The following is a 24,752-nucleotide window of genomic DNA, read 5'->3' on the forward strand; positions in this document are numbered from 1 at the left end:
CTTTCCCCCTATTTAGCATCCAGCTTTTGTTTTAACTTTTCCAGAGCCTTCTGTGCGGCTTGCTGTTCAGCCTCTTTTTTTGACCGGCCTTTTCCAATTCCTAATTCTTCGTCATTTAAACTGACTCTGGAAATGAATTGACGGTTGTGTGCCGGACCGCTTTCTTCCAGGATACTGTATTCAATCATTCCTGCACTGCCCCTCTGGACCAGCTCTTGTAACTGACTCTTATAATCCATCACATGAGAAAAAGCACCGACATTGATCTTTGGATAGACAACTTTTTCAAGGATTGAAATGACCGTCTCTAATCCTTGATCCAAATATACCGCCCCGATAAACGCTTCAAAGACATCAGCAAGCAATGCCGGTCTTTCCCTACCACCCGTCATTTCTTCACCTTTTCCAAGGAGGATGAGTTCGCCGAAGTTCAATTCGATCGAAAACTTCACCAAAGATGGCTCGCAAACGATGGCTGCTCTTAATTTAGTCAGTTCGCCTTCGCTCATCATGGGATACTTTTTGAAAAGAAACTGGGATACCGTCAATTCAAGGACGGCGTCTCCAAGAAATTCTAAGCGTTCGTTGTCTTCATAGGGCTTTCGACGATGCTCATTCACATAGGATGAATGAGTAAAAGCTTGTTTAAGGAGTTTTTCATCTTTAAATTGAATTTCCATTTGGTTCTGAAATGTCTTGAACTTCAAATCATTTTTATGTTTAGATAATCCATTTCTGCTTTGCTTCCGCATAAGGCACTCCACCTTGCTAATATGTTCTCAATGTATACTAATCAAGTTTATTCTAAAAAAATCAATTACGCAAAAATTTCTTCAATATATGGTTAGAACACAAATAAACTTGGTAGAGATGAAACCTCTACCAAGTTTTAAATGGTTTTGAATGCAGGATGGGCACAAGCCCGTCCATAGATTCAAAAGAACGATTAAGCTTTTGCTTGTATGTAGTTCACAGCATCACCTACTGTGCCGATTTTTTCAGCATCATCGTCAGAGATTTCCATGTCGAATTCATCTTCAAGTTCCATAACCAGCTCAACTACATCAAGGGAGTCGGCTCCTAGGTCTTCTTTGAAAGAAGCTTCAAGAGTTACTTGAGACTCATCTACACCCAGACGATCAACGATAATCTTTGTTACACGATCTAATACTTCTGCCATATTTGTCACCTCCCCTCAAGTATTATAGAGCATTTTGACCTCTAATGAAAAGAGTATACATGAAAACGATCAATAATTTATTATTTCCCTGCCATTACATGACCATTCCGCCATCGATATGCAGGGTTTGACCCGTCATATATGCAGCTGAGTCAGATGCAACAAATGTTACGACTTTCGCGATATCTTTCGGATCCCCAAATCGGCTCAGAGGGATTTGCTTCAACATTTCGTTACGCACATCTTCCTGTAGCTGATCCGTCATATCCGTAGAGATAAAACCCGGAGCGATAGCATTTACCGTAATGCCGCGTGGTGCTAATTCTTTTGCTGTTGTTTTCGTCAAACCAATTACACCGGACTTGGCAGCTACATAGTTTGCTTGACCAGGATTACCGCTCACTCCGACAATAGAAGAAATATTGATGATTCTACCACTTCGTTGTTTCATCATTTGGCGTGTAACGGCTTTTGTACAAAGGAAAACACCTTTAAGGTTGATGTTAATGACATCATCCCATTCCGTTTCTTTCATTCTCATCAACAGATTATCTTTCGTGATGCCGGCGTTGTTCACCAGGATATCAAGAGAACCGAATTGTCCGATCGTTTCTTTCACCATTGCCTGAACCGCTTCACTATCTGACACATTACATTGTACGGCTATGGCTTGTCTTCCTAAACCTTTAATTTCATCCACAACTTCATTTGCTTTCGCTTCGCTACCAGCAAAATTCACAGCAACATTACAGCCTTCCCGTGCAAGCTCAAGAGCAATCTCTCTACCGATGCCTCGGGACGCTCCTGTTACAAGTGCCACTTTACCTTCTAAATTCATTTAAGCTTCCTCCTTCAACGCTTGAATGGTTTGCTCCAAGGATGCTTCATCTTGAACAGCATACGTTTTCACTCTTCGATTCACTTTTTTCACTAAACCTGAAAGAACTTTCCCAGGTCCTACTTCAATAAACGTATCCACCCCTAATTCAAGAAGCTTCTCAACAGAATCTTCCCATTGAACAGGTGAGTACAATTGTTCAATTAATAGACGCTTGATTTCTTCACGATCCGTCACAGGGGTTGCCGTCACATTTGCAATGACAGGTACAGCCGCATCCTCGATGTTGATTGAATCCAATATTGAAACAAACTGGTTGGCAGCAGGTTTCATCAATTCAGAATGAAAAGGTCCGCTTACCTGAAGAGGAATGACCCGCTTCGCTCCAGCCTCTTTCGCTTTCTCTGAAGCAAGCTCAACTCCCTTTACAGTTCCCGAGATGACAATCTGTCCTGGGCAATTCAAGTTTGCCAGACCTACAGGATGGCCCTCTCCCGTAACAAAGTCGGTCACCTCTTTAAGAGGCTCTCTTGCCATACCGAGTACGGCTGCCATCGTCCCTTCACCGCTTGGCACTGCTTCCTCCATGTATTCGCCTCTTTTTCGAACAGAGTACACAGCATCTTCAAAACGCAGGGCACCTGCAGCTACCAGGGCAGAGTATTCCCCTAAGCTATGGCCAGCAGTATAATCTGCCGTGATTCCTTCTGCTTTTAATCGCTCCAATATCGCCATGCTCGTCGTCAACAGTGCAGGTTGAGCGTTTGTTGTCTGTGTAAGCTCTTCCTGGGGACCTTCAAATATGATTGTTGATAACTTTGTATCCAACCTTTCATCTGCTGCATCGAAATAATTCTGTACTTCAGGGAATTTCCCAGCTAATTCTTTCCCCATCCCTACCGTCTGGGAACCTTGTCCTGGAAAGATAAACGCGATTTTACTCATATTATTCCTCACTCCCCTTTATGGCATCTTTGATTGTGTTGCATACATCATGCTTCACCATTTCCCTCGCCTGTCTCATGGCATTATATAAGGCCACTTCATTAGAGGAACCGTGGGCTTTGATGACTGGCGCTTTAAGGCCAAACAAACCCGCTCCACCATATTCTGTATAATCAAGCATATTCTTCAATTCCTTCAAATCATTCTTCACTAGTCCTGCAGCAATCTTATTTTTCGTCGAGGCGGTAAATGTCTTTTTCAACATAGAAAAGACGGAGAGCGCCGTTCCTTCTATCGTCTTAAGCACCATATTCCCCGTGAAACCGTCCGTCACGACTACATCCGCAGGACCTTCAAGTAAGTCTCTAGATTCAACATTCCCCACAAAATTGATAGGGAGGTCCTTTAGCAACTGAAAGGTTTTCTTTGTTAATTCATTTCCTTTTTTGTCCTCGGTACCGATGTTCAATAAGCCTACACGGGGATTGGTGATTCCTCTCACCTTCTCCGCGTAAATGCTTCCCATGACCGCATATTGCGATATGTGCTCAGGTTTGGCATCAACATTTGCCCCTAGATCAAGCATTAGAAATCCGCTTCCATCCAATGTAGGGAGTGTCGGTGCAAGAGCAGGTCTCTCGATTCCCTCAATCCTCCCGACAATGAACAATCCTGCCGTCATCAGGGCACCTGTATTTCCGGCTGAGATACAAGCATCCGCCTCTCCATCTTTAACCGCTTGCGCCATCAATACCATCGATGCATTCTTCTTACGTTTCACAGCTCTGACGGGCTCATCTGTACCCTCGATCACTTCATCTGTATGAATGATGGTCAATCGATCTTCTGGAGTGATATACTCTTTAATCTTCTTTTCATCTCCGTATAAAAGCACTTCAATGTCATCAAATTCATCCAGTGCCTTCTTCACACCCAAAACAATTTCCTTCGGGGCATGATCTCCGCCCATTGCATCAACGGCTAACTTCATCTACTCTCAATCCTTTACAGAGTTTTTAGAGCGATACATTTCAAATTCACCTGTAAAAACGAGCTCACCACCGACTACACTCTGAACTTCTACCGTTGTTCGGTCTTTTTGATCTTTCATATGTATCACTTTCGCTTTCGCGACAACCCGCTCCCCTTCCTTGACAGGCCGGGTGAAACGGATCGTTGACTTCGCTGTTAAAGCCAAGTCGTCATTTATGACGGCTACTGCAAGGGAATTTGCTTGAGCGAACAAATGATGTCCCCTTGCAATTCCATTTCGGACGAAAACATGTTCACGCTTGACATCAAAAATGGATATAGCACTTTGATCTAATTCTATATCAATAATTTCTCCAATAATTTCTTCAATAGGCAACGACTTTACTTCGTCTTCAAACGATTTCTCTGCTACAAATTTGATTCGTTCTCGAAGCTCAGGTATCGACAATTCCATGCGATCTAAACGGATTGTCTGGACACTCACCCGAAATCTTCCCGCTAATTCCTCATCTGTAATAAAAGGATTCTCATTAATCGTAACTGCCAGGTTTTCCTGTCTTTCTTTTTTTGAAAGCCTCAATATCAACACCGTCCAGTATTAGTACTAGGTACTAATAGTAGTATATAATCAAAAAAAGCAGATTGCAAGAAATAATCTCACAATCTGCCGTTCTAGTCCAGCTTTTCCCCTTCTAATATACCTGAAACGGATAAATAATTCCTCAGTGGTTCAAACTCCGGACTTTGCCAGAAATGGTCGGACTGGATCAACTTAGCTGCATCGTCCCTCGCTACTTCTAACGCCCGGTAGTCATGGACCATATCTGCCACTTTAAACTCAGGCATACCACTTTGCTTTCTTCCGAAGAAATCACCGGGCCCCCTGAGTTCAAGGTCCTTCTCACTAAGAACAAATCCATCATTGGTCTCTGTCATGATTTTCATTCGCTCTTTCCCGACTTCGTTCTTCGGTTCTGCAAGGAGGATACAATAAGATTGGTGTTCTCCCCTTCCTACCCGTCCCCTCAGTTGGTGAAGCTGCGACAAGCCGAAACGTTCCGCATCATAGATGAGCATGAATGTCGCATTCGGTACATTCACGCCCACCTCTACCACCGTAGTGGAAACAAGTACTTGAAGATGATTCGAACTGAAATCCCTCATGACTCCATCCTTATCTTCGGGATGCAGCCTTCCATGCATCAGCCCTACTTTGTATCTTCCTTCGAAGTAGAGAAGCAATTGATTATAAACGTCTATGGCATTCTGCACATCCAGTTTGTCGGACTCTTCAATCAATGGACAAATCACATAAGCCTGACGCCCCTGATCTAATTCCTTGTCCATGAATGAGAGTACCCTATCCAACATATCCGCTTTAGCCCAGTAGGTTTCAATCGTCTTTCTGCCGGCTGGCATTTGATCGATGATGCTGACATCCATCTCACCGAATACAGTGATGGCGAGCGTTCTCGGAATTGGTGTAGCCGTCATAAATAATACATCTGGACTTTCCCCTTTTTCCCTGAGGACGCGCCTTTGATTCACGCCAAAACGATGTTGCTCATCGGTGACCACGAGGCCCAGTTGTTTAAATTCGACATCATCCTGAATGAGTGCGTGGGTACCGATAAGAATATCTATTTCACCATCTTTCAATTTTTCCAGTAAAACACGCCGATTCTTCCCTTTAACCGAACTTGTTAACAAAGCGACGGACAACCCCATTGGCCCAAAGAGTTCGCTGAGGGAATTCGCATGCTGTTCTGCCAATATTTCAGTTGGCACCATTAACGCTCCCTGATTTCCAGCTGTCACGCTGGAATATAGGGCAATGGCCGACACAACCGTTTTACCGGACCCGACATCCCCTTGCAAAAGACGATTCATGCGATAGGGAGATTTCATATCTGCTGATATCTCGTTCACTACCCGCTTTTGGGCGTCGGTCAATGGAAACGGCAAAGATTCGATGAATGCTTTGACCTTTTCCAAATCGTACGGTTGCTGCATGCCGGAAGAGTGTTCTCTTTCAAACTTTCTCAATGCCTGCATCTTTAGCTGAAACAACAAGAACTCCTCATAAACAAATCGCCTTCTCGCCTGCTTCATATCTTCCGTTGAATCAGGAAAGTGGAGGTGATATAAAGCTTCCTTCCGACTTGCAAGCTTATACTTCTCCATCAAATGGTCAGGGAGATTCTCCGTTATTAAATGCCCGTACTCAGCGAAAGCATTCTTGATGAATTTCCTGAGTGTATTGGTTTTCACAGAACCCTTCACCGAATAGACAGGTTCAAAATCCCCCTGTTTGTCATGAGGGCCGGATTGAAAATATTGAACTGTAATGATTTGTCTGTTTTTATCCCATTTGCCTGTCACCGTCACCGTATCATGAAGATGTATTTTTTTCTTCAGGTAAGGCTGATTAAAAAACACAGCTTGAACTAAATTTCTCCCAACCAAAATTCTTAGGGTCAACCGTGATTTCTTTCTGCCATAAAACATCAACGCGGGTTCAGAATGAACTTTCCCCTCAACAGTGACACGTTCATCATGGGCAACTTCTTCCAAGTTCCTTAGCCGATAATCCTCGTAGCGGTATGGTAAATATTCCAACAGATCCAGAACGGAATAAATCCCCATTGCATTCAGCTGTAAGGCTGTCTCTTCACCAATCCCCTTTATATTCTGAATCGTCGGTTCTTCATTACGCGTCTTCACGTTTGTTCAGGGAAACCCCAAAGATTTTTGCTTCCAGCTCTCTTCCGGTCGGCGTAGCCGCCAGTCCCCCTTGAGCCGTCTCACGAAGAGCCACCGGCATTGTTTGACCAATTTTATACATGGCATCAATCACTTCGTCACACGGAATCCGGCTCGTTATGCCAGCTAGCGCCATATCCGCCGCAACCATTGCATTGGCTGCTCCCATCGCGTTACGTTTCACGCAGGGTACTTCTACAAGACCTGCAACGGGATCACATACGAGGCCTAGCATGTTCTTCAAGGTAATCGCCATGGCTTCAGCTGATTGACCAGGTGTACCACCGGCCATTTCTACGATGGCAGCGGCAGCCATTCCACTTGCAGACCCTACCTCAGCCTGACATCCGCCGGCTGCACCTGAAATCGACGCGTTATTTGCCACGACAAACCCAAAGGCACCTGATGCAAATAAGAAGCGGATCATTTGATCTTTTGTCGGATTCAGCTTATTTTTCACAGCAAACAAGGTTCCAGGTACTACACCTGCAGACCCTGCTGTAGGCGTTGCACAAATCGTTCCCATCGCTGCATTCACCTCATTGGTCGCAACAGCCTTACTGACTGCATCCAATATTGTGTCCCCGCACAGTGAGCGGCCAGAATCAATATATTTCTGCAGTAATACGGCATCCCCTCCTGTCAATCCGGAATGGGATTTGACTCCTTCGAGCCCTCTCGCCACTGCCTGTTCCATTACTTCAAGGTTCTTCTCCATTTGACTGTATACCTGTTCAAATGTTTTACCCGTAAACTCAATTTCTTGTTCGATCATGATATCAGAAATTTTCTTGTTCTGACTTTCAGCAAGTTCAACCAACTCTGCTACATTTCGAAACATATCAACAACCTCCTAGCCTTCATGTAAACGCTATCATATTAGTAATTGGTTAATCTGAAATCCGTGTTACTTGTGTTATATTCGGAAGTGAAGTCAATTCATTGATGACAGCTTCATCAATCGGTTGATCGACTTCGATGGTCATTAATGCCATTTGACCTTTCTCTTTCCGGGATACATCCATATGCCCGATGTTCAATTGATGTTTAGCAATGACATTGGAGACAGAGGCGATCGCTCCGAATCGGTCATCATGCACCACAAGAATCGCAGGATGGTGTCCTGAAAGCTTAAGCTCGAAGCCGTTAAGTTCAACGATTTCAACTTTCCCCCCGCCAATGGAAATCCCGACCAACTCGATTTCGCCTTGATCGTCCCCCATACGGATCCTCGCTGTATTCGGATGATCTGTGATGGCATCTTCTTCTTGAAATTTGATTTTAATCCCTTTTTCCTTGGCTACTTTGATCGATTCTATGATTCGTTCATCATATGTATCATAATCAAGGATACCTCCTACAATGGCAACGTCCGTTCCATGTCCTTTGTACGTTTTCGCAAATGAGCCGTAGAATGAAATCGTCGCCCATTTCGGCTCGCGTCGAAACAAATTCCTTGCCACTCTCCCGATTCGTGCCGCACCGGCTGTGTGAGAACTGGATGGACCGATCATAACAGGACCAATAATGTCAAATACACTCTTGTATTTCATCGCTTTTCCCCCTAATTAAGCATCCAAACTATACTTCTATTCTAACATAGTTGAAGGGGACAAACTCCATATTAGAGCTGCCCCCTCGCTTCATTCCTTATTCAACTGAGAATATATAGGAGTAAAGTGGTTGTTTACCATTATGAACTTCCACTTCTACATCTTCATAATGCTCTTCAACGAACTCTCTTAATGACTCAACATCTTCATCAGTTACACCTTCGCCATAAAGAATGGTTAAGATTTCAGAATCTTCATCAAGCATTTTTTCCAATAAGCCTTGAGCAGACTTTTGACGGTCAGAATCAGAAATGACAATCTTACCTTCTTTGATTCCCATGAAATCATCTTTAGAAATCGAAACACCATCTATAGTAGTGTCTCTGACAGCAAATGTGATTTGGCCTGTTTTCACCTGCTTAGACGCTTCAGTCATCACTTGCTTGTTATCATCAACAGATGCAGATGGGTTAAAAGCAAGCAATGCCGCCATACCTTGAGGAACGGTTTTTGTCGGGACGACAGCTACTTCCATTTCCAGTACTTCAGCCGCTTGCTCGGCAGCCATGATGATATTCTTGTTATTCGGCATGATGATTACTTTCTTGGCATTCACTTCATTAACGGCCTTCACGATATCTTCCGTACTTGGATTCATCGTCTGTCCACCTTCAATGACAGTGGTCGCGCCAATACTCTTAAACAATTCAGCAATGCCTGCCCCCATAGATACGGTCACAATCGCAAAGTCTACTTCCTTCTTCTGAGCTGGAGCTTCTGTTTTGACAGGCTTAGACTCGCCAACAATCGAGCTGTGCTGCTGTCTCATATTTTCAATTTTGATATTGATGAGACTTCCGTATTGGTGCCCGTATGTCAATACATCTCCTGGCTGTTCGGAGTGGATATGTACTTTCGCTAATTCTTCATCACTAATCACAAGTAGAGAATCACCGAACTTGCTTAGATCCTGACGAAAATCCTCTTCTACAAATGATTGTTTACCTTCTTCAAAGCGAACCATGAATTCTGTACAGTAACCAAATTCAATATCTTCGGTACTCATGAAATCTTGAGCCGACTTATGGTGCTCAGCGCTTACAAGATCATTCATGGATGGCAATGACGCCTGATTCGAAACTTTTTCGCCCTTCAGTTCAGCCAGGAAGCCTTCATATACGCATAATAGTCCCTGACCACCACTATCGACTACTCCCACTTCCTTTAATACAGGAAGTAAATCAGGTGTACGATTTAATGAAGCCTGAGCTTCATCTACGATTGCCTGCATGACCTTTATGAAATCACTTTCGGTTTCTGCCGCAGCGACCCCTTGTCTTGCAGCATCTTTCGCAACCGTTAATATCGTTCCTTCTACAGGCTTCATAACCGCTTTATAAGCCGTCTCTACACCCGTTTGAAGTGCATTGGCAAACTCTGCACTTGATAAGGATTCTTTCCCTTCAATCGCTTTACCAAAGCCTCTGAACAATTGGGATAAGATAACACCTGAGTTACCTCTTGCCCCCATTAACAAGCCTTTTGAAAGGGCAGTAGCCACATTTCCAATATGATCTTGAATATTGTTTTGGACTTCCTTCGCACCAGAAGTCATTGATAAATTCATATTTGTTCCAGTATCACCATCAGGAACAGGAAAAACGTTCAGCGCGTCAACCAGCTGCGCATTGGCAGATAATTGCGTGGCACCTTGTATCACCATCTGGGCAAAACGTTTTCCTTCCAAAGATGTAATCGACACGAATCTTCCTCCTCACTACGGGTTCGTGACACGAACCCCCTGCACAAAAATATTTACTGAATCTACCGCCAAGCCGACGGTCTTATCAAGAGTATATTTAACTTTGGATTGTACATTATGGGCAATCTCAGAAATTTTCGTACCATAACTCACAATAATATACATATCAATATGTACTTCCTCTTCATCTTGACGAACAATCACTCCGCGAGTGAAATTTTCTTTACGTAAGATATCTGTGAAACCGTCTTTAATTTGGTTTTTTGAAGCCATTCCAACAATTCCGTAGCAATCCACCGCTGCACCTCCAGCAATCATTGCAATGACATCATTCGTAATATCAATTTGTCCGTACTGCGTTTTTAATTCGATGGACATGGAATGTTTTCCCCCTTTAATTACATGCTTGGCTAAAAACATTTTACTATAAGTATGCTGTTTTTGAAAGCTAAACTATTCTCTCAAGCTTCATTTGTTGGGTTTACCCTCTATTTTTTCCTTATAATTGAAAGATTAATCATTCAGTTTCCAAGTGATCAGGCTCAAAGAAGACTCACAGCAAGCTGTGAATAGATACTGAATGAAAAAAGGCGCCCGATTAGGCGCCTTCTCATTTTAAGTATTATACGCGTTCTACTTTACCAGATTTCAACGCTCTTGCAGAAACCCATACTTTCTTAGGCTTTCCGTCTACAAGAATTCGAACTTTTTGCAGGTTTGCACCCCAAGTACGCTTGTTCGCATTCATTGCGTGAGAGCGAGCGTTACCTGAGCTTGCTTTACGGCCTGTTACTACGCATTGTTTTGCCATAATATATTCCCTCCTCACTAACAAGAAGCTGAAGTTAATTTCAGTTCCACATTTCGCTTATTATCATAAAGATACTTTAATAATTTATCACACAACTTTCTATAATGCAATACTACAATTAAAACCTTTCAAGAAAAAATACTTTACAGCAAGAAAAGCGGAAGGGGCTCGCCCTGAGGCGACAAGCATTCTGGAAAATCCCAAAAGGCGCTTTTTGCCTTTGGTGATTTTTCAGAAATGACCTCGAGCCTCAAGCCCCTGGAGCTGGACATCGCAGAAAAGCGGAGGCGGCTTGCTCTGACAAACATCTCCAGGAAACCTGCAAGACGTTCTTCAATTCTTAGAAGATCTAAATCAACCGAACATCTTCCATGTTCACATCTTGGCCCAATTAACCGCAAAAGTGGCCCAATAAACGGTGAATCCGGCCCAATTATCCGTCAAGGTGGCCCAATTAACAGCGATTCCGGCCCATTTAATCTCTAAAGACATTAAATTTTAACGCGTTCTCCCTTTCAAAATACACTCTTAGATGCATTAATCATCATTTACTCTAACTAAACCCTTCAAAATACCCTCATTGTTCTACATATGACCATTTCTAAATATAAAAAAAGAAGATGGCTCCTTAGCCATCCCCAATATTCCCATTATTCTTTTTTAAACGTTCCCAACATCGCCCTCACAAGTCCACCTAAAAATTTCGGTAATTTAATTGTATAAAAGCGCATTTAAAGTCCCTCCCCACAATCTAAAGAACGTAATGTTTCGCTTGACAACAGTTTAGTCTATTCAAGCAAATTCAGTTAAGTACGTCTTCTTTTCTGCATGGTTTCAAGAAGCTTTAATCACTGCTTCTTATCACCATTAATATGCCATTTGAAAAGGAAAAAGTACCAGATGATTGTATAAGTTCATTACTAATACATAGTGTGGAGCCTCTTGAAATATTCCGATTTTTTAAAGGATACTTGAAGCCTGTGAGGGTAATTCCTTCTACACTTTCAGTAATGGGAACGAAGGAAATATATTGTAATTCACTGTTTCTTTCAATAAGATGCTCTCCGGATTTTGCAACATATAATCGGTTTTGCACATCTATGATTTCCACTTCAATTTCAGTATCCAAGAGGTGCGGGGTCATTAATAATTGCAGGTTGCCCATGAAATGATCAAGCCGTCCCCCGGTAGCACCGAAGATTTTGATTTTTTCAGGTTGTTGATCGATGGCCCAGTTCATGGCAAGTTCCAGGTCCGTCTCGTCCTTTTCAGGTTTATATCGATTTACTTCCAGTACATTTTCTTGAATGAGTTTCCACTCAACTTCATTCACTGAATCAAAGTCTCCAAATGCAATATCGGGTTTGATTTTTTGTTCCAATAAAGTCGATACCCCCCGGTCAACCCCAACCCAGTGAACACTCTCAGTATGGTGGATGTCTAATTTCGGTATGTATCTATCCGGCCCTCCGGCAACGATATGAATATTCATATTTTACACTCCCATTTAAGAAAAATAGACTGATCCTACAAGGATCAGCCTGTTATCCATTAAGCCAGTGATTTCTTCAATTCTTCGATTGCGGCGCCGCGATCACTCTTATTATAGATAGCTGACCCTGCTACAAAGACGTCTGCTCCCGCCTCAGCACAAATGGCTGCTGTTTTAGGGTTGATTCCCCCATCCACTTCTATCTCTAGAGACGGGTTAACTTCATTCGCCCACTCGCGGATTTGTTTAATTTTCGGGACAACAGATGGAATGAACGATTGTCCACCGAATCCTGGATTCACGGTCATCAAAAGGACCATATCGACATCTTGAAGAATAGGCTTGATCATTTCAGCAGGAGTACCGGGATTCAGGACGACTCCCGCTTTCACGCCTTTATTTTTGATCATTTGAATCGTTCTATGCAAATGAGGATCTGCTTCTACATGGACTGTAATATAATCCGCTCCTGCATCAGCAAATGCATCAACGTACTGACTTGGATTTTCAATCATCAGATGTACGTCAAGTGGTAACGTTGTCAGTGGTCTGATGGCACTTACGATCATCGGACCAAGTGTAATATTCGGGACGAAGTGACCATCCATGACGTCAACATGGATATAATCCGCTCCTCCTTTTTCCACATCTTTGATTTCGTTGCCCAGTTCTGCAAAATTGGCAGAAAGAATGGAAGGTGCGATTTTCATATTTAGTACCTCGGCTTTCTATCTTTGATTTCTTTATGGAATGTTAAGTAATGATCGTAGCGATAAGCTGGAAGCTCCCCTGATTCGACAGCCGCTTTCACTGCACACTTCGGTTCATTGATATGAAGACATCCCCTGAATTTGCATTGTTCGGATGCTTCGACCATTTCCGGGAAGCAGTTAGGCAGTTCCTCTATTTCAAGCTCGGAAAATTCCAATGAACTAAATCCAGGAGTGTCAGCGACCAATCCATCTTCAATGTCAATGAGTTCGACATGACGTGTCGTATGTTTTCCACGTCCCAGATGTGAGGAAATCATGGCCGTCTTCAATTCAAGTTCAGGCTTCATTGCATTTAGTAATGATGATTTACCAACACCGGATTGCCCGGCGAAAACAGAAATTTTGTCTTTTAAGTAGGGAGTCAACTCCTCGATCCCATGTTCTGTTTTCGATGAAGTCATCAGTACTTCATATCCAAAAGCGCGGTAATCGCTCACATATTGTTCAATCTTATCTGATTCTTCGGTTGACAATAAGTCCATCTTGGTGACGCAAATGAGCGGCTCAATTTCTTTGCTCTCCACCAACACAAGAAACCGGTCCAATAAGGCTGTACTGAAATCCGGCTCGCTGGCAGAAAAAACGAGGATGGCCTGGTCAACATTGGCTATCGGGGGGCGAACCAGTTCATTCTTTCGATCAAAGACCTTTAGAATGTACCCATCCGTTTTGTTCTCCGCTTGAAATTCAACATAATCACCGACCAGCGGCGTAATTTTATTTTTGCGAAAATTTCCCCTGCCCCGACATTGTGTAATGCTTCCCTCAGAGAGCACATAGTAAAATCCACTTAAGGCTTTAATGATTTTTCCTTCAGGCATTCGAAACCTCCTATTCAAAAGCAATTATCTACATGAATTTAGTTATTTTCATTATGTATCACTATCATTATAAATGAAAACAAGAGGACTGTCCCGTTGGTTCATTTAAAACCCGGGTACAGCCCCTTTGTAATTGAATTTTATTCTTCTTTAGGATACTCGACAGTTCCATTTTTATACTCTTTTTCATCAACGAGGATGCGATATTCTCCTACAGTTCCTTCTTCCAGAGTAAACTTCAATGTAAAGGTTGTATCCTCTTTAATTGGAACGAGTTCATCACTATCCTCAATCTTTCTATTCTTATCCCCAATAAATATTTCGACTACCTGAGGGTCTCCGTTACCTTTGGTATAAGGGATTTCCACTTCCTCGGCAACCTCCTTGGTAGGAACTTCCTTAGGAGGCTCAGGGCCCTTAGACATAGTAACATATACCGTTTCCCCTTCAAAAGTCGGAGACCCTGGTTTTGGGTCATGAGAAATTACTTTACCAGCTTCGACAGTATCAGAGAATTCACTTTCCCTCTCCTCTACCTTTACACCTTTTAATGTTGCATATTGATTAAGCTCTGCTTTGCTATAGCCCTCTAAATTATCCATATCGAATGGCTTTGAGCCTTTACTTACTGTAAGAGTGATTGTAGTCTCTTCAGCCACTACTTCATTCCCAGGTGAAGGATCTTGATCCAAAATCGTGCCTTGCGATTCTTCACCATTAAATTCTTCTTCCTTCTCCACAGTAAAACCTTCGTCCTCTAATTGAGCAGCAACGTCTTCATAGTTTTGACCGGAATAATCCTCAATCTCTACTTTTTCCTTACCCGTACTAACATAAATATCGACTGAGGATCCTTCATTCGCCATCCTACCACCTTTAGGATTCGTTTTGATTACATCACCTTCAGGAACTGTATCATCCGCTATCTCCTTGGTTTCACCGACAACAAACCCTGCTGATACAATCGTGGATATAGCTTCTGTTTGACCCATCTCTGCAACATCCGGCACCTCAATCTCTTTTGGCCCCAACAAACCAGGCACCAACGTAAATGCGGCAACCCCTAACAGAATAAGTAAAAAGAACAAACTGATGATAATGATCGGCCATTTTCTTTTGCTTTTGTCCTTCTTTGCCTTTTTACCTTTATCTTTCTTCTTGCCTTTTTTCTTCCCATCTTTAAGAGGGGGAGTTGGCTTTGTTTGTACGATATCCGTATTGGTTTGATGGACGATTGTATCGTCTAGATTCGAATACGCTTTTTGGTCCGTGATGACAGGGATTGCTTTAGTCGCTTCATCATCAAGGGGCACTGCGAATTTAGGCTCATCCATGCGATCCGGATCCAGTGCTGAAGTCAGGTCCTCATCCATTTCCTCGAGGCTCTCATATCGTCTGAACGGGTCCTTTGCCGTTGCCTTTAATACGATATTTTCTACACTTTGAGGAATATCGGGATTCCATCTTTTTAAGGATGGTGTTTCTGATTGCAAATGCTTCAAGGCAATTGAGACGGCCGATTCCCCGGAGAATGGCAGCCTACCCGTCAATAATTCAAACATGACGATTCCAAGGGAGTAGATGTCCGATTTTTTCGTGGCCATTCCTCCCCTGGCCTGTTCTGGAGAAAGGTAATGCACCGATCCAAGAACGGAATTTGTCTGAGTAATTGAAGTGGCACTTAGCGCCATGGCAATTCCGAAATCGGTAATCTTTACATTTCCTTCTTCGTCCAGGAGGATATTATGGGGCTTTATGTCCCGGTGTACGATATGGTTCTGATGGGCATGTGACATCGCTAGTGTCAGCTGCTTCATGATATCGATCGCTTTTTCGACATGGACCGGCGAATGCTGCTGTATGTATTGCTTTAATGTCATGCCATGGACGTATTCCATGACGATATAATAAAGGTCATCTTCTTCTCCTACATCGTAGATGCTCACAATATTCGGGTGAGCAAGACTTGTAGCTGATTGAGCTTCCCTTTGGAATCGTTTAATGAATTCCTCTTCATTGGCAAAGTCGATTCGAAGCATTTTGATGGCCACTTCACGATCAAGGATCACATCGTGTGCTAAATAGACGTTGGCCATCCCTCCGCCACCAATAAGTTTAATGATTTTGTAACGCCCACTGATGCGCTTACCTTCCATCATGTTATATCACCCGCTTTCCGTTTCAGCGGCAAACTCGACAATTACTACAGTAATATTATCTTCACCGCCATATTCATTGGCTAAATGAACGAGCGATTCCCCTTTATTATCAAGAGAGTGATCCTGCATTAATATATCTTTCATCTCTTTTTCAGAAACTTTATTAGAAAGTCCGTCTGAACAGAGAAGAATGACGTCTTCCTCTTCAAACATAATCGTTTTAATATCCATAGTAATCGAAGCTTCCGTTCCGATCGCTCTTAATATGACATTTTTTCTTGGATGATGCTCTGCATCTTCTTTTGAAATTTCACCGCTTCTGACCAGTTCATTCACCAGTGTATGATCTTCGGTTAATTGATGAAAACCATTTTCGTTCAAGATATACCCTCTGCTGTCCCCGATATTCACAATGGTTGCGAACAACGAGGTGCAGATGGCCCCGACCAGGGTCGTCCCCATTCCCTCGCACTCGGAATTGGATTGAGAATAAGTATATACTTCTTTGTTTACTTCGTTAATAGTTGATTTTAACCAATTTTCAGCTTCATCAGCGGTGTGAAATTTCTCAGTGTTCTCCCATAAGTCCTTTAAGATGGAAATGGTCAGCTCACTGGCCACGTCACCCGCTCTGTGACCACCCATCCCATCTGCTACAACAGCTAAATGATCGCCATGATCATTTACGAATACGCCTGCACTATCTTCATTTAGCTGGCGTACTTTCCCTTTGTCCGTAAAATAAACCGTCTTCACTTAGGTCACCTCTTCTCTTCTTCTGCACCTAAAGGATATGGTGCATCCTTCATATAAGAACGACTTTGATCATCATCAAATCGATATCAAAAAAACGGATCATCAAAGATTCAATTCTTTAAGGTCTGTTGTACCTTTACGACTTTTATAGTGAATTTTCCTGCTTTACATTCAATCTTTGATTATATTCGACTCAATTCTTTTTCCTGAAGCAGCTTATGAAAAATCCGTCCCCTCCAAAGTCCTGAGGGAAAATTTGCAGTTGATCGCCATCAAGGAAAGACCTAACAGTCTCTGGAAGCTCGTCGAGGGGATGAGACACGAAATCAGGATGATCACTCAAGAAAGAGGATACGGTGCCTTCATTCTCATTCCGATCTACGGTACATGTACTATAAACCAATAATCCATCTTTTTTCAGCAAGGGTGCTACAGCTGAAAGGATGTCCAGTTGAATCTTCTGAAGAGAGTGAAGATCCGATTCTTTTTTGGCATACTTGATATCGGGCTTTCTTCTCAGTACCCCTAATCCGGAGCACGGTGCATCGACTAAAATCCTGTCAAAGCTTTCCTTTTCAAACTTCTCTCCAGCTTTTCGACTATCAAGGGCAGACGTCTTCACATTGGATAAACCTAGTCTACTGGCATTTTCGTCAATTAATTTCACTTTATGCTTGTGAAGGTCCAATGCCTGGACTTCACCTGTTCCAGAAAGCTTTTCTGCAATGTGAGTAGTTTTCCCCCCAGGAGCAGCACATGCATCCAATACTCTCATACCTTCTTCAAGCTTTAAGGCATATGATACAAGCATGGAGCTTTCATCCTGAATGGTGCATTGCCCATTGAGGTAGGCTTCTGTTTTAGCGATATTTCCCCTTAGTGACTGGACCGCCTCAGGGACGATGGGACTTTCTTTGACTTCATTCCCGCTTTCCGTCAACTGATGTACAAGTTCTTCCCGACTGATCTTGGTTGTATTCACACGGGCCGATTGGTTAGGGGCGATTAAATTGGTTTCACACATTTTTCTAGTCTTTTCTAACCCGAATTGCTCCGTCCACCTCTTCACAAGCCAATATGGATGACTCGTTTCGATGGAGACCATTTCGACAGGGTCCTTGATGGAATCAAGAGTCGGGAGACCTTTTCGTTGAATCGATCTTAATACACCGTTTACTAACCCGGATATCCCCTTATGCCCTCTTTTTTTGGCGATTTCCACTGCTTCATAGAAGACAGCACGATCCGGGATCCGGTCTAAATAAACGAGTTGATAGAGGGATAAACGCAATAACTGACGCACCCAGTCATCCAGCTTCCCTTTAATAAATGGAGCTAAATAGAAATCCAATGTCATTTTCCTTTGAATGGTCCCATAGGTCAGCTCCGTCAATAGACCAATATCTTTGCTCGGCAATTCATTCTTTTCAATCACAGAATGAAGCAATAAATTACTATACGATTGATTCTTTTCAACCGCCTCGATCACATCAAGTGCCGCTTCACGGACGGTTTTAGTTCGTTTATTCATTTTCCTCTCCTACCATCATGCCTGTTTTTAAATGTGATCCCGCTCCCCGCAGGTAATCCTTTGCAGTCATTCTCTTTTTCCCTGAAGGCTGTAAGTCAGTAATTTTAATTCCTACAGAATTCCCGGTGGACACGATGAAACCATCCTCTTCGACACGGAGGATCTCTCCAGGTGAAGCTGGGGTGATATCTACTTTCTCTCCCCACCATACCTTCATGACAGAGCCGGCCAATGTGGTGTATGCAACCGGCCACGGATGCAGCCCCCTGATATGGTTGTAAATCTCTTTCCCGGTTTTCGTCCAGTCGATCTTCTCTTGTTCGCGTTTGATATTACGCGCGAATGTGGCTTTTTCATCATCCTGCTTAACAGGAGATATTTCTCCTCTAAGTAATGAAGGAATGGTTTCGATCAGCAGCTTGGCCCCTGCTACACTCAGTTTATCGTGTAACGTACCAACGTGATCCCTTTCTTCGATCTCTACTTCCACTTGACTGATGATATCCCCTGCATCCAGTTTCTCCACCATATACATGATGGTGATTCCCGTCTTCTCTTTCCCTTGAAGGATTGAATAATGAATCGGCGCTCCGCCTCTCAGTTCCGGAAGCAGGGAGGCATGTACATTGATGCATCCATATTTCGGTGCCTCAAGCAGGGCATTTGGAAGGATTTGTCCGAACGCAGCCGTTACAATAAGATCCGGTTTTAATGCCAGCACCTGGTTTAACTCTTCTTCGTTCTTAATCTTTTCAGGTTGATAAACCGGGATTCCATGCTTTTCTGCTGCCACTTTCACAGGTGGTGGAGTAAGCGTCCTTTTTCTTCCCACAGGGCGATCGGGTTGTGTCACAACTGCGATCACATCATATTTTTCATCTATTAGAGATTGAAGAACAGGAACCGAGAAGTCAGGTGTTCCCATGAAAATCACTTTTGTCATTACGCTTCATACCCTTCTAATTCTTCTTCTGTGATATACTTTTCTACTTTCGATGTGAATAAAATGCCATGGAGATGATCGATTTCATGTTGTATCGCCCTGGCCATAAAGTCCTCGGCTTGAAATTCAACCATTCTTCCTTTCCGGTCTTGCGTACGCACTTTGATTGAGTAAGGACGGGTCACTTCTCCATATAGACCGGGGAAGCTGAGACATCCTTCAAGATCGGTTTGAGACCCTTTTGCCTCGACGATTTCCGGATTGATCAATTCGATTGTTCCTGAATCATCACCGATGTCGACAACCGCTACCTGCAGGTCGATTCCCACTTGTGGTGCTGCAAGTCCGACTCCATCTGCTTCAATCATGGTGTCGTACATATTAGCAAGTAATTTCTTTAGTTTTTTATCAAAATCCGTTACCTTCTCACATTCTTTTTCGAGAATGGGATTCGGATGCATTACAATTGGAAGTATTGCCATAACTGTCCTCCATCTTTCTATTTAAATATGGTTACATCATTACATATGGGTTCACATCAATGGAGATGGAAAGCCCCTGTGATGCATATTGTTGCTGAAACTGATCAAGTACTGTTTTTAAGGTAATACCAAGATTTGGTTCCCGTTTGTATTTTATCAAACATTGGTAGCGATATCTATTCTTGATCCTGGGAATGGGTGACGCCACCGGTCCCAGGATCATTGTCGTTTCAGATAGCTTGGAACGGATGTAAGCCGTCATTTTCTCTGAAATATTCACCACCTTCATTAAATCTTCATGACTTAATGTAATCAAAGTGATGTAGTAAAAGGGAGGATAGGAACCCATCTTCCTCATCATCATTTCTTGCTGATAAAACCTGTTGTAATCATGATTCGATGCTAAGTCGATCGAGTAATGCTCAGGTGTATAGGTTTGAATGACGACTTCCCCGGGTAATGTGTGCCTGCCAGCCCTTCCACTTACTTGTGTCAGTAATTGAAACGTCTTCTCAGCAGCCCGGAAATCCGGTAGATGAAGCATAGTATCTGCACTCAGCACGCCGACCAGTGTGATATTGGGAAAATCGAGACCTTTTGCGATCATCTGGGTCCCGAGCAGGATATCAGCCTTCCCTTCTCCGAAAGCCGTTAACAGCTTTTCATGTGATCCTTTGCGGGAAGTGGTATCAACATCCATTCGGATAATCCTGGCATCGGGCAGAAGCTTCGTCAATTCTTCTTCGACCTTCTGGGTACCGGTCCCAAAATAACGGATATGTTCACTCATGCATTCAGGACAAGTTGTTGGAACACCTTCTTCATATCCACAATAATGACATTTCATCCCGTTTGAAAATCGGTGGTAGGTCAGGGAGATATCACAATTGGGACATTGAAGCACAAAGCCGCAATCTCTGCACATGATGAAAGATGAGTGCCCTCGGCGATTAAGAAATAGAACCGTTTGCTCTCCTTTTTCAATACGGTCTTGGAGCTTCTCAAACAGATTGGAAGAAAACATCGAACGGTTTCCCTTCCTTAACTCTTCCCTCATATCCACTATATCGACGGATGGAAGCGGGCCGTCATTCATTCGTTTATCAAGGGTCAACAGCTCATATACACCTTTTGAAGCCCGTGCAAAAGATTCCAAAGAGGGCGTCGCACTTCCCAAAATCACGGGACATTGGTAGAATTCCCCGCGATAGATCGCAACGTCCCTCGCGTGATAACGCGGATTTTCTTCCTGCTTGTAGCTCGTCTCATGTTCTTCATCTATGATGATGATCCCGATATTTTCGAATGGGGCAAAAACGGCAGAACGTGCCCCCACCACCACTTTCACTTCCTTACGCTGGATCTTTCTCCATTCATCATACTTTTCGCCTACTGACAATCCGCTGTGAAGGACCGCCACATCGTCACCAAATCTTCCTTTGAACCTGTGAACCATTTGAGGTGTAAGGGAAATCTCAGGAACCAGCACAATGGCTTCTTTTCCCTCTTTGAGGACTCGCTGGATGGATTGCAGATAAATCTCGGTTTTCCCACTACCGGTTACCCCGTATAGGAGGAATGTATGATGCACTTCTTGATCGATCGTACTCAGGATGGGTTGAATCGCCTGATCCTGCTGGAAAGTCAATGAAAGAGGAGACGTCTTCTCGAATGTTCTATTTTCAAAAGGGTCACGGTACATTTCTACGTTTTTCTCAGTGAGAATTCCTTTTTGAACCAATGACTTAACGGTACTTGACGTCGTAGACATTTCTTCGAGCAGTGTGGATGCGAGTATTCCGTCTCCTCCTGGTACAGTATCCATCATGTATTCGATGATTTGCTTTTGCTTACTTGCCTGGGGAGGCAAAGCATTCTTTACTTCATCCACTTGATGAACCGGTACACTAAGGTATAGCTTACGAACGGTTTTCTTATTTCCTTTTGCTTTAACTTTGTAAATCACTTCGACTGTTCCTTGTTTAACCTCTTTATGTATTAGGGGAAGCAATCCACTTTCTTCAATGGCTTTCCAGGAAACAACTCTGTTGCTTTGAAAAAATCGTTGAAGGGAGGGATGAAGTTCACCTGGACTCTTGTTTCCTTCTAGTTGAAAAAGCTTTTCATATTTCGCCTTCATGGCAGCTGGGAGCATCGCTTGAAATGCAGAGATTTTAAAGCAGAGAGTCTTCTCTGTAAGCCAGTTCCCAAGTGTCAGTAATTCTTCATTAAGGACCGGCACAAGGTCCATAGGTTCGACAATGGATTTTAGTTTTGAGATTTCGCTTGTTTCTTTTAGCTCGACGACGAATCCTTGAATTTTCCTCGGGCCAAAAGGAACGATGACCCTCATCCCTGGAACGATGCTGCCCTTCCATTCATCAGGTATGCTGTAATCATACGTGCGATCCGTTTGCATGGCAGGAACGTCTACTATTACACTAGCTACGTTCATTGGAGGCACCATTCATATTATGGACAGCTTCTTTGAAGATTTCTTTCGCAACCTCTACCTTTGATAATAAAGGCAGTTCCCGTACCTTTCCCCCACTTGTGACAATCGATACTTTGTTGGTGTCTGTCCCAAACCCGGATCCGGTTTCCTTCACGTTATTTGCTACAATCATATCAGCGCGCTTTTTCTCAAGCTTTGCTTTTGCATACTCTTCGACATTTGTCGTTTCTGCTGCAAACCCAATGAGGTATTGGTGGGTCTTCCTCTCACCTAGACTCATTAATATATCTTTTGTACGTTCAAATTCAATCACTAGGTTACCATCTTTTTTCTTCAACTTATCTACCAATATTTCTTTAGGGCGATAATCTGCAACTGCAGCACTTTTCACCACAATATCTGCCGTTTGGAATTCACCATGAACTGCTTGGTACATTTCTTCAGCAGACGTTACGGTCACGAATCTCACTCCCTTTGGAATTGGTAATGCTGATGGCCCAGATATCAACACCACTTCTGCCCCTAGTGAAAAGGCCGCCTCCGCAAGTGAATATCCCATTTTGCCGCTTGAGCGATTGGAGAAGAAACGTACGGGATCCACCATTTCCCTCGTCGGTCCAGCTGTGATCACTACTTTCTTCCCTTGTAGCAGTTTATGTTGACTGTCACGTTCTTCAAAAAAACGATCCACCAAATTTACTACCTTCTCCGGTTCTTCAAGTCTTCCTTTTCCTACATATCCACATGCTAAGTACCCTTCACTCGGCTCCACAAATTGACAGCCAAACTCAAAAAGGGTTTGAATATTTCGTTTCACTGCTGGATGGTCATACATATGTACATTCATGGCCGGGGCAATCCATACTTTCGCCGTCGTTGCAAGAATCGTGGTGGTGATCATATCGTCTGCAATCCCGTTGGCAAGTTTTCCGATTATGTTGGCCGTTGCAGGCGCAACCAATACGAGATCTGCCCAATCCGCTAAATCAATATGGGCGATTTTGGCTGAATCTTTTTCATCAAAGGTATCCCAGTATACGTCTTGACGGGATAATGCTTGAAACGTCAGCGGAGCAACAAATTTGCGTGCGGACTCTGTCATGATTACTTTCACTTCAGCTCCACCTTGTACCAGCTTGCTCGTTAGCGCAGCTGCTTTGTATACAGCAATTCCTCCAGAAACACATAAAAGTATCTTTTTTCCCTGCATCATTCTACTTTCCCCCATTACTCTTTATCCTTCTTATATTATGAAGGATGTTAATAGAAAAAGAAAATAGGGTTGTCTCGAAAGATGATGAAACCTTTCGAGTCAACCCCTGGAGTTATCCGTTAAACTTCCTGCCGTTTATTCATCAGAATATACTGCTTTAGCATCTCTTTCTTTCATAGACAATTGACCTGCATGAATCTCTTCAAGGGCTTTACCTACGAATTTATGAGAATCGTACCGGTTCAAGCGATAATCACCTGTATCTTGCAAATTCCTTGCACGTTTAGCCGCAATACTGACTAACGAATATTTAGAATCGATCTTTTTCATTAATGAATCAATGGATGGGTTTAACATTTATTCAGCCTCCAGCATATTTAAGTATCGTTGTTGCACGCGTTCCCGCTTGCAGTGTTCTGCTTGCACAATGGATTTAATCTTGTCGACGGCATTTGCAATTTGATCATTTTCAACAATGTAATCATATAAATTCATCATTTCGATTTCTTTTCTTGCCGTATTCATTCTGCCTTGGATCAAATCGTCCGTTTCAGTCCCTCTTGTGACGAGACGGTTCTGAAGTTCTGAAAGACTTGGTGGGGCAAGGAAAATGAACAATCCTTCAGGGAATTTATCTCTGACCTGTTGTGCACCTTGAACTTCAATTTCAAGAAAAACATCTTTTCCAGCGTCGAGGGTTTCCCGGACATAGTCAACGGGAGTACCATAATAATTCCCTACAAACTCAGCATACTCTAACAGTTTCCCCTCTTTGATCAGCTCTTCAAAATCCTCTCTCGACTTGAAGAAATAATCCACACCATCAACTTCTCCCTCACGCGGTTTCCGTGTGGTCATGGAGATGGAATATTCAAACTTTGTATCTTCCTGGGAAAAAATCGCTTTACGAACTGTTCCTTTCCCTACACCTGATGGTCCGGAAAGAACGATCAGCAATCCTTTTTCTTTCATTTATTTACCCTGCCCTTCTTCTACTAAATCCTCTTTATCTGTCAAACGATGAGCAACGGTTTCGGGTTGAACAGCCGAAAGAATAACGTGATCGCTATCCGTAATAATAACCGCTCTTGTTCTTCTTCCGTATGTAGCATCAACGAGTGTTCCCCGGTCTCTGGCATCTTGAATCAAACGTTTAATCGGGGCTGATTCCGGACTTACAATTGAAATGATCCGGTTTGCTGAAACGATATTTCCAAATCCTATATTGATGAGCTTGATCGACATAACGCTCCTCCTAATCAATAGTTTAGTTTCGCCTGAA

26 protein-coding genes are annotated in these 24,752 nt (G+C 43.0%); all 26 read right to left on the bottom strand.

The window, feature by feature from the left end; genetic code table 11:
* Window positions 1-8 precede the first annotated feature (8 nt).
* A complete protein-coding gene (rnc, locus tag LCL96_RS09630) occupies window positions 9-752 on the bottom strand; it encodes a ribonuclease III (protein WP_224941159.1) in 744 nt (247 codons plus the stop codon).
* A gap of 194 nt (window positions 753-946) precedes the next feature.
* Entirely contained in the window at window positions 947-1,180 is a 234-nt protein-coding gene (acpP, locus tag LCL96_RS09635; protein ID WP_034755712.1) for an acyl carrier protein, read from the bottom strand.
* Window positions 1,181-1,274: 94 nt separating this feature from the next.
* The gene (gene fabG, locus LCL96_RS09640) at window positions 1,275-2,018 is read right to left on the bottom strand and encodes a 3-oxoacyl-[acyl-carrier-protein] reductase (protein WP_224941160.1); all 744 of its coding nucleotides are present in this window, start codon (window positions 2,016-2,018) and stop codon (window positions 1,275-1,277) included.
* Window positions 2,019-2,963, bottom strand: a complete 945-nt coding sequence (gene fabD / locus LCL96_RS09645) for an ACP S-malonyltransferase (protein WP_224941161.1) — start codon at window positions 2,961-2,963, stop codon at window positions 2,019-2,021.
* Between the two features lies 1 nt (window position 2,964).
* Window positions 2,965-3,954, bottom strand: a complete 990-nt coding sequence (gene plsX, locus LCL96_RS09650; RefSeq protein ID WP_224941162.1) for a phosphate acyltransferase PlsX — start codon at window positions 3,952-3,954, stop codon at window positions 2,965-2,967.
* Window positions 3,955-3,960: 6 nt separating this feature from the next.
* Window positions 3,961-4,536 (bottom strand): transcription factor FapR, encoded by a 576-nt coding sequence (fapR, locus tag LCL96_RS09655; RefSeq protein ID WP_224941163.1) that lies wholly within the window; start codon window positions 4,534-4,536, stop codon window positions 3,961-3,963.
* A gap of 92 nt (window positions 4,537-4,628) precedes the next feature.
* Window positions 4,629-6,680 carry an ATP-dependent DNA helicase RecG gene (recG, locus tag LCL96_RS09660; RefSeq protein WP_224941164.1) on the bottom strand — a complete coding sequence of 684 codons (2,052 nt, stop codon included), beginning with the start codon at window positions 6,678-6,680 and terminating at the stop codon, window positions 4,629-4,631.
* On the bottom strand, window positions 6,667-7,560 hold the full coding sequence (sdaAA, locus tag LCL96_RS09665) for an L-serine ammonia-lyase, iron-sulfur-dependent, subunit alpha (protein WP_224941165.1): 894 nt from the start codon (window positions 7,558-7,560) through the stop codon (window positions 6,667-6,669). The genes recG and sdaAA overlap by 14 nt, the downstream gene beginning before the upstream one ends.
* 49 nt (window positions 7,561-7,609) lie before the next feature.
* Entirely contained in the window at window positions 7,610-8,272 is a 663-nt protein-coding gene (gene sdaAB / locus LCL96_RS09670; RefSeq protein WP_224941166.1) for an L-serine ammonia-lyase, iron-sulfur-dependent subunit beta, read from the bottom strand.
* A gap of 97 nt (window positions 8,273-8,369) precedes the next feature.
* Entirely contained in the window at window positions 8,370-10,034 is a 1,665-nt protein-coding gene (locus LCL96_RS09675) for a DAK2 domain-containing protein (RefSeq protein ID WP_224941167.1), read from the bottom strand.
* Between the two features lie 15 nt (window positions 10,035-10,049).
* A complete protein-coding gene (locus LCL96_RS09680) occupies window positions 10,050-10,412 on the bottom strand; it encodes an Asp23/Gls24 family envelope stress response protein (RefSeq protein WP_034755738.1) in 363 nt (120 codons plus the stop codon).
* A gap of 244 nt (window positions 10,413-10,656) precedes the next feature.
* Window positions 10,657-10,845, bottom strand: coding sequence for a 50S ribosomal protein L28 (gene rpmB, locus LCL96_RS09685; RefSeq protein ID WP_034755741.1), 189 nt, complete (start codon window positions 10,843-10,845; stop codon window positions 10,657-10,659).
* Window positions 10,846-11,495: 650 nt separating this feature from the next.
* Entirely contained in the window at window positions 11,496-11,576 is an 81-nt protein-coding gene (spoVM, locus tag LCL96_RS09690) for a stage V sporulation protein SpoVM (RefSeq protein ID WP_032088878.1), read from the bottom strand.
* Window positions 11,577-11,689: 113 nt separating this feature from the next.
* Window positions 11,690-12,337: a thiamine diphosphokinase gene (locus LCL96_RS09695; RefSeq protein WP_224941168.1), complete on the bottom strand. Its 648-nt coding sequence runs from the start codon at window positions 12,335-12,337 to the stop codon at window positions 11,690-11,692.
* A gap of 59 nt (window positions 12,338-12,396) precedes the next feature.
* Complete coding sequence (gene rpe / locus LCL96_RS09700) at window positions 12,397-13,047, bottom strand: ribulose-phosphate 3-epimerase (protein WP_224941169.1); 651 nt, start codon at window positions 13,045-13,047, stop codon at window positions 12,397-12,399.
* A 2-nt stretch (window positions 13,048-13,049) separates the two neighbouring features.
* The gene (gene rsgA / locus LCL96_RS09705) at window positions 13,050-13,931 is read right to left on the bottom strand and encodes a ribosome small subunit-dependent GTPase A (protein WP_224941170.1); all 882 of its coding nucleotides are present in this window, start codon (window positions 13,929-13,931) and stop codon (window positions 13,050-13,052) included.
* 140 nt (window positions 13,932-14,071) lie between these two features.
* Window positions 14,072-16,090, bottom strand: coding sequence for a Stk1 family PASTA domain-containing Ser/Thr kinase (gene pknB, locus LCL96_RS09710; protein ID WP_224941171.1), 2,019 nt, complete (start codon window positions 16,088-16,090; stop codon window positions 14,072-14,074).
* A gap of 6 nt (window positions 16,091-16,096) precedes the next feature.
* Window positions 16,097-16,846 carry a Stp1/IreP family PP2C-type Ser/Thr phosphatase gene (locus LCL96_RS09715; RefSeq protein WP_224941172.1) on the bottom strand — a complete coding sequence of 250 codons (750 nt, stop codon included), beginning with the start codon at window positions 16,844-16,846 and terminating at the stop codon, window positions 16,097-16,099.
* 193 nt (window positions 16,847-17,039) lie between these two features.
* Window positions 17,040-18,377 (bottom strand): 16S rRNA (cytosine(967)-C(5))-methyltransferase RsmB, encoded by a 1,338-nt coding sequence (gene rsmB / locus LCL96_RS09720; RefSeq protein ID WP_224941173.1) that lies wholly within the window; start codon window positions 18,375-18,377, stop codon window positions 17,040-17,042.
* Window positions 18,370-19,320: a methionyl-tRNA formyltransferase gene (gene fmt / locus LCL96_RS09725; RefSeq protein WP_224941174.1), complete on the bottom strand. Its 951-nt coding sequence runs from the start codon at window positions 19,318-19,320 to the stop codon at window positions 18,370-18,372. The genes rsmB and fmt overlap by 8 nt, the downstream gene beginning before the upstream one ends.
* The gene (gene def / locus LCL96_RS09730; protein WP_224941175.1) at window positions 19,320-19,802 is read right to left on the bottom strand and encodes a peptide deformylase; all 483 of its coding nucleotides are present in this window, start codon (window positions 19,800-19,802) and stop codon (window positions 19,320-19,322) included. The genes fmt and def overlap by 1 nt, the downstream gene beginning before the upstream one ends.
* A gap of 31 nt (window positions 19,803-19,833) precedes the next feature.
* Window positions 19,834-22,257, bottom strand: coding sequence for a primosomal protein N' (gene priA, locus LCL96_RS09735; protein WP_224941176.1), 2,424 nt, complete (start codon window positions 22,255-22,257; stop codon window positions 19,834-19,836).
* Window positions 22,244-23,470: a bifunctional phosphopantothenoylcysteine decarboxylase/phosphopantothenate--cysteine ligase CoaBC gene (gene coaBC / locus LCL96_RS09740; protein ID WP_224941177.1), complete on the bottom strand. Its 1,227-nt coding sequence runs from the start codon at window positions 23,468-23,470 to the stop codon at window positions 22,244-22,246. The genes priA and coaBC overlap by 14 nt, the downstream gene beginning before the upstream one ends.
* A gap of 135 nt (window positions 23,471-23,605) precedes the next feature.
* The gene (rpoZ, locus tag LCL96_RS09745) at window positions 23,606-23,827 is read right to left on the bottom strand and encodes a DNA-directed RNA polymerase subunit omega (protein ID WP_034755771.1); all 222 of its coding nucleotides are present in this window, start codon (window positions 23,825-23,827) and stop codon (window positions 23,606-23,608) included.
* A complete protein-coding gene (gene gmk / locus LCL96_RS09750) occupies window positions 23,828-24,442 on the bottom strand; it encodes a guanylate kinase (RefSeq protein WP_224941178.1) in 615 nt (204 codons plus the stop codon).
* On the bottom strand, window positions 24,443-24,715 hold the full coding sequence (remA, locus tag LCL96_RS09755; RefSeq protein ID WP_034755776.1) for an extracellular matrix/biofilm regulator RemA: 273 nt from the start codon (window positions 24,713-24,715) through the stop codon (window positions 24,443-24,445). It abuts the gene before it with no gap.
* Window positions 24,716-24,752: the final 37 nt, after the last annotated feature.

It is taken from the genome of Rossellomorea aquimaris (assembly GCF_020172085.1).
Taxonomy (GTDB): domain Bacteria; phylum Bacillota; class Bacilli; order Bacillales; family Bacillaceae_B; genus Rossellomorea; species Rossellomorea aquimaris_E.

Coding starts and splice junctions, on each gene's coding strand:
- rnc (WP_224941159.1), bottom strand. CDS start 752: ATGCGGAAGCAAAGCAGAAATGGATTATCTAAACATAAAAATGATTTG.
- acpP (WP_034755712.1), bottom strand. CDS start 1,180: ATGGCAGAAGTATTAGATCGTGTAACAAAGATTATCGTTGATCGTCTG.
- fabG (WP_224941160.1), bottom strand. CDS start 2,018: ATGAATTTAGAAGGTAAAGTGGCACTTGTAACAGGAGCGTCCCGAGGC.
- fabD (WP_224941161.1), bottom strand. CDS start 2,963: ATGAGTAAAATCGCGTTTATCTTTCCAGGACAAGGTTCCCAGACGGTA.
- plsX (WP_224941162.1), bottom strand. CDS start 3,954: ATGAAGTTAGCCGTTGATGCAATGGGCGGAGATCATGCCCCGAAGGAA.
- sdaAA (WP_224941165.1), bottom strand. CDS start 7,560: ATGTTTCGAAATGTAGCAGAGTTGGTTGAACTTGCTGAAAGTCAGAAC.
- sdaAB (WP_224941166.1), bottom strand. CDS start 8,272: ATGAAATACAAGAGTGTATTTGACATTATTGGTCCTGTTATGATCGGT.
- LCL96_RS09680 (WP_034755738.1), bottom strand. CDS start 10,412: ATGTCCATCGAATTAAAAACGCAGTACGGACAAATTGATATTACGAAT.
- rpmB (WP_034755741.1), bottom strand. CDS start 10,845: ATGGCAAAACAATGCGTAGTAACAGGCCGTAAAGCAAGCTCAGGTAAC.
- spoVM (WP_032088878.1), bottom strand. CDS start 11,576: ATGCGCTTTTATACAATTAAATTACCGAAATTTTTAGGTGGACTTGTG.
- LCL96_RS09695 (WP_224941168.1), bottom strand. CDS start 12,337: ATGAATATTCATATCGTTGCCGGAGGGCCGGATAGATACATACCGAAA.
- rpe (WP_224941169.1), bottom strand. CDS start 13,047: ATGAAAATCGCACCTTCCATTCTTTCTGCCAATTTTGCAGAACTGGGC.
- rsgA (WP_224941170.1), bottom strand. CDS start 13,931: ATGCCTGAAGGAAAAATCATTAAAGCCTTAAGTGGATTTTACTATGTG.
- pknB (WP_224941171.1), bottom strand. CDS start 16,090: ATGATGGAAGGTAAGCGCATCAGTGGGCGTTACAAAATCATTAAACTT.
- rsmB (WP_224941173.1), bottom strand. CDS start 18,377: ATGAATAAACGAACTAAAACCGTCCGTGAAGCGGCACTTGATGTGATC.
- fmt (WP_224941174.1), bottom strand. CDS start 19,320: ATGACAAAAGTGATTTTCATGGGAACACCTGACTTCTCGGTTCCTGTT.
- def (WP_224941175.1), bottom strand. CDS start 19,802: ATGGCAATACTTCCAATTGTAATGCATCCGAATCCCATTCTCGAAAAA.
- priA (WP_224941176.1), bottom strand. CDS start 22,257: ATGAACGTAGCTAGTGTAATAGTAGACGTTCCTGCCATGCAAACGGAT.
- coaBC (WP_224941177.1), bottom strand. CDS start 23,470: ATGATGCAGGGAAAAAAGATACTTTTATGTGTTTCTGGAGGAATTGCT.
- rpoZ (WP_034755771.1), bottom strand. CDS start 23,827: ATGTTAAACCCATCCATTGATTCATTAATGAAAAAGATCGATTCTAAA.
- gmk (WP_224941178.1), bottom strand. CDS start 24,442: ATGAAAGAAAAAGGATTGCTGATCGTTCTTTCCGGACCATCAGGTGTA.
- remA (WP_034755776.1), bottom strand. CDS start 24,715: ATGTCGATCAAGCTCATCAATATAGGATTTGGAAATATCGTTTCAGCA.